Raw genomic sequence first — 4147 nt, 5'->3', positions numbered from 1 at the left:
GTATCACGGTAAGGAAAGGGATTATATAAACTTTGTTTTATTGCCTCGAGCTCTTGATAAATATGATTTTTATCTATGTTTAACACCCACCAAATAAGTATGTTGAATATTTTTATTTTACCATATAACCTTCCACTAACCTCCCTCAATAAAAGAAGCGAAAACGCCAATTTACTCATGTTTTCTTAGAATTTCATAGTTGTTTACCAAACAGTAAATGTCTTTATTAATGGAGGATCTTCACTTGAAAGGATATTTTTGGACAGAGTGAGAAAAAAGATCTATAACCCACTAACCAATCCCTTACAGAAATTGGTGGATGAGTAAAAATATAACCGCACTGGTGGATGTCCACATTTACTCATGGAGGTCAACCCTCCCAAGTCTCACAGAGTCTTCGCTCTCAAATTCCTTCGTCCAACCTTTCCATGAGGTGGATGTCAGCCATGCTGCCCCACAGGGTCCAAGCCCGTAATTTAGTTGCTTTGCCGACTAATCCGTGCTTCAAATGTCTCCAAAATCTATAAAAACAAGAACTACCATTCATCTAAACTAAAACAGAGTTAAGCCGCCATTTCTACTTTCTTTTTTACTGCCAAATGAGGGATGTCACTTAACATCTTACCTTCATCAAAACTAAATTGCTTTTTACCAATATTGAAAAGAATCCGTATCAGTTTATTACATAAAGCGATAAGAGACTGCATCTTCTTTAATGGATTATCCGGACGTTGAGTATAGTACTCATGTAATGCCTTAAATGCCGTATTTTTGGCGACAAGAATCATACTAACCCTGAATAACAGGGCCCTCAGCTTCTTACGGCCCCTTTTTGTAATGGTCGTTTTTCCTTTGTGCTTACCCGATGTATTTTCTTTCAAGCTTAAACCGGCCAGCTTGATAATTTGCCTGGGATGATTGTATTCGCCTAAATCTCCTACTTCAGCGAAGAAGCCGGCAATTGTATCCCTGCCCACACCTTTTATCGCTAACATTTGTGGTACACCGGGTATTTCATCAAGCAGACCGTCTATCTTAGTATCCAATTCTTCGAATTGTAATTGAATTAATTCATATTTAGCCAAGATGGTTTTAAGCTCAAGCCTGGCCATTTCAGCACCTTGTCGAAGTCCGATGGACTTGCTGGCCGCATATTTTAACTCCCGGATCTTGTTTAATCCCACACTCCGGGTTACTGATTTTCGTAAATGGACAAGCAGTTCTTCTTCTGTGAATTCAGCTATTTCATGTGGTAAGGCATAGAGCTTTAAAAATTGTATCGCTGCCTTTCCTTCCCACTTCTTAAAAACTTTCAAGAATTCCGGGAAGTACCGGTCAATCCAGTTGTGTACCTGTCCTTGGACAGTTTGAAGGTCTTCAGTTAAAAGATCGCGTATTTTCTTCGCCACACGGAGTTCTGCATAAACACCTTGCGGTATCGTAGGTTCGGCGTATCTTCCGTCCTTGACCAGCTGAGCTATGACTTTGGCATCTTTCACATCATTCTTGGTAGGTGAGTTATCATCCAATTCCTTGCTTTTCTTGACGTGCAAGGGATTTACTGCGACAAACTTAATCCCGTTTTCTTTTAAAATATGGGCCAGATTGAACCAGTAGTGACCTGTTGGCTCCATGCCTACCATCACACTATCCATACGCTGTTCTTTTTTGATTTCCGAAATCCATTTTAGGAAATGCCCAAAACCTTCTTTTGTATTTTCAAATTGACAAGGAGATCCAAACTCCATTCCCCTGAAGTCCTGGGCACGTGCCACATGCTTGAACTTCGCAATATCGACTCCTATAATAAGAGTCTGAGAAGTTATTTGAGCAATCTTCTTATTCTGGTTATAATTCATTTTAAAGCCTCCTGGTATTTGAGATGTTTGTCCTTTTTGCTGGCCAGCTCAGGACTCTCTCATTCTACCAAGAGGTTATTTTTTTGTTCAAACTCCATTTTCCTTCATTACAGGAATGCTGCCCCGTTCGTATTATAAGGTCATCCAGAAAAGAAAATATTTCTGGTTGACCTTTTTCTATATGGTCTTATTATAACGGTAGCCGGGGTAAAACGTAACTGCTCGTGGGACCTAGATCCCGTCAACAAAACAGTTTGCCCCCTACTTGTAGAAACATGATTGAGGCTGGTTGGGACATAGATCTCGTATAACAAGCGAAGCTGTGACACTGCAAGGAGAATTAGGGGTACCGGCAGATTAAAAGATTAGGAGATGATACAGGATGAATCCAGTCGTTGGTCTGGATATTTCTAAGGGGGAAAGTCAGGTTCAAGCTTTTCTTGATAAAGGCAAACCATTCCGTAAGAGCTTCAAAGTAACTCATACTCTTCAGGGTCTTGCTTTACTTGTAGAGTTTCTAGAGGTAGTACAAAAAGAAACAGGTCTAAAACCTCCGGTTATTCTTGAAGCAACTGGACACTATCAAACAGCCGTAGTCCAATATTTAGAGGAACGTGGGTACTTATTAATCATTATTAACCCTTTGATTTCCTACAAGGCGAAAAGTTCAAGTTTAAGGAAAGTAAAGACAGATGCCGTCGATGCTTATCACCTCTGCGAGCTGTTTTACAAGGAGGAGTTAGAGCCGTATAAAAAGCGAGGGGTCCAGCTTTTAAATCTTCGTAACCTTACAAGACAACACGAGAATATTACAGGAGTGATGATTCAGACAAAGCTTCAGTTCCAGGCTATTCTGGATCAAGTATTCCCTGAATATCGGGGAGTGTTCGGTGATTTATATTCTGTAGTATCACTCTTAACGTTAAAGGAGTTTCCATCATCTGAAGACATATTAGAGGCTAGTGATGAAGCACTATCAAATAGGATCAAGGAATTATGTAAAAGTCGCTCAATCAGATGGGCCAATGAAAAGGCCTTACAACTAAAAGAGGCCGCAGCTCGCAATCCCTTTGAAAAGACAGTCTATCAGAGTCATATCTTAAGCTTAGGTATGTATATTGATATTATTCTTCAATACAAAGAGCACCTATCCACATTGGAGTCAGAGATAGATGCCCTCGCTAAAGAAGTTGAAGAATATAATATTATCAAATCCATCCCTGGTATCGGTGAAAAGATCGCGGCAACGATCATTTCTGAAATTGGGGAGATAGATCGATTTACTGACCCTAAAAAGCTCGTGGCTTTCGCTGGAGTAGACCCTAGTGTTTTCGAATCTGGCAAGTTTACTGCCACCAAAAACCGAATCACAAAAAGAGGATCCAGCAGACTTCGTCACGCCTTATATATGGCTGTTCGTTGTGCTATACGTGACTGTCGCAAGAGCAAAACAAGCGATGAAATCATTCCTCGAAATAAGAAATTACGAGAGTTCTATGATAAGAAACGCGAGGAAGGAAAACCATTTAAAGTAGCTGTAATTGCTTGTGTAAATAAGCTCTTACACTGGATATTTGCCTTATTAAGAAACAAAACAACTTTCCAAGATATAGCATAGAAACAACATCTAACTAAATAACGAAAAACCTTCCAGTTCAAAGAATATGAAGGTTATTTGGTATACCCTTTTTTAGTATATCACGATGGATTTTGAAATTTTAATGAAAAATATTGACAAACTATTAGCTGGTTTTGTTCAATAATGGATTCAACAAAAAAGGCCGTTAATCCTGCTTGAAGTGACCCCAAAAAGTTAGACATATAAATATTAAGCAGCTACAGAGGATTGAATTCGGTATTGCACCGGACTCAATCCTTTTAATTTTTCCTTGATCCGTTTGTGGTTATAGTAATCAATGTATTGTTCAAGCTCCTGCTTGAAGTGATCCATACTTTCAAATTCTTGTAGGTATAATAGTTCAGACTTTAAGAGGCCAAAAAAGTTCTCCATTACTGCGTTGTCTAAACAGTTTCCTTTTCGGGACATGCTTTGAATAATCCCATGCTGTTTTAATTCATGAATGTATGGCTTCATTTGATAATGCCAGCCTTGATCAGAATGCAGTATTGGGGCTTCTCCTTCGGGTAAGCAAGCAATAGCCTTGTCTAACATTATGGAAACTAACTCGTATCTGGGACGGCTTTCAATATTGTAAGTAATGATCTCTCCATTAAATAAATCGAGGACAGGGGAAAGATAGAGTTTCTCACCAAATAAATGGACTTCG

Annotated in this window: 3 protein-coding genes; 1 reads left to right on the top strand and 2 read right to left on the bottom strand. The window is 39.2% G+C overall.

Translation table 11 applies throughout. The features are described from left to right. Positions 1 to 563 precede the first annotated feature (563 nt). Positions 564 to 1859, bottom strand: a complete 1296-nt coding sequence (locus ACSVDD_RS29785) for an IS110 family RNA-guided transposase (RefSeq protein ID WP_510167016.1) — start codon at positions 1857 to 1859, stop codon at positions 564 to 566. A gap of 382 nt (positions 1860 to 2241) precedes the next feature. Between ACSVDD_RS29785 and ACSVDD_RS29780 the strand changes: the two genes are divergently transcribed. After that, on the top strand, positions 2242 to 3477 hold the full coding sequence (locus tag ACSVDD_RS29780; RefSeq protein WP_510167015.1) for an IS110 family RNA-guided transposase: 1236 nt from the start codon (positions 2242 to 2244) through the stop codon (positions 3475 to 3477). A 210-nt stretch (positions 3478 to 3687) separates the two neighbouring features. On the opposite strand, the gene ACSVDD_RS29775 is transcribed toward ACSVDD_RS29780, so the two are convergent. Further along, a partial coding sequence (locus ACSVDD_RS29775) for an IS3 family transposase (protein WP_510167014.1) occupies positions 3688 to 4147 on the bottom strand: 460 nt, incomplete at its 5' end.

The organism is Azospirillum terrae, assembly GCF_053470425.1.
Note: the sequence above shows the minus strand (reverse complement) of the source record. Positions and strands in the feature narration are given on the sequence as shown.

Coding starts and splice junctions, on each gene's coding strand:
- ACSVDD_RS29785 (WP_510167016.1), bottom strand. CDS start 1,859: ATGAATTATAACCAGAATAAGAAGATTGCTCAAATAACTTCTCAGACT.
- ACSVDD_RS29780 (WP_510167015.1), top strand. CDS start 2,242: ATGAATCCAGTCGTTGGTCTGGATATTTCTAAGGGGGAAAGTCAGGTT.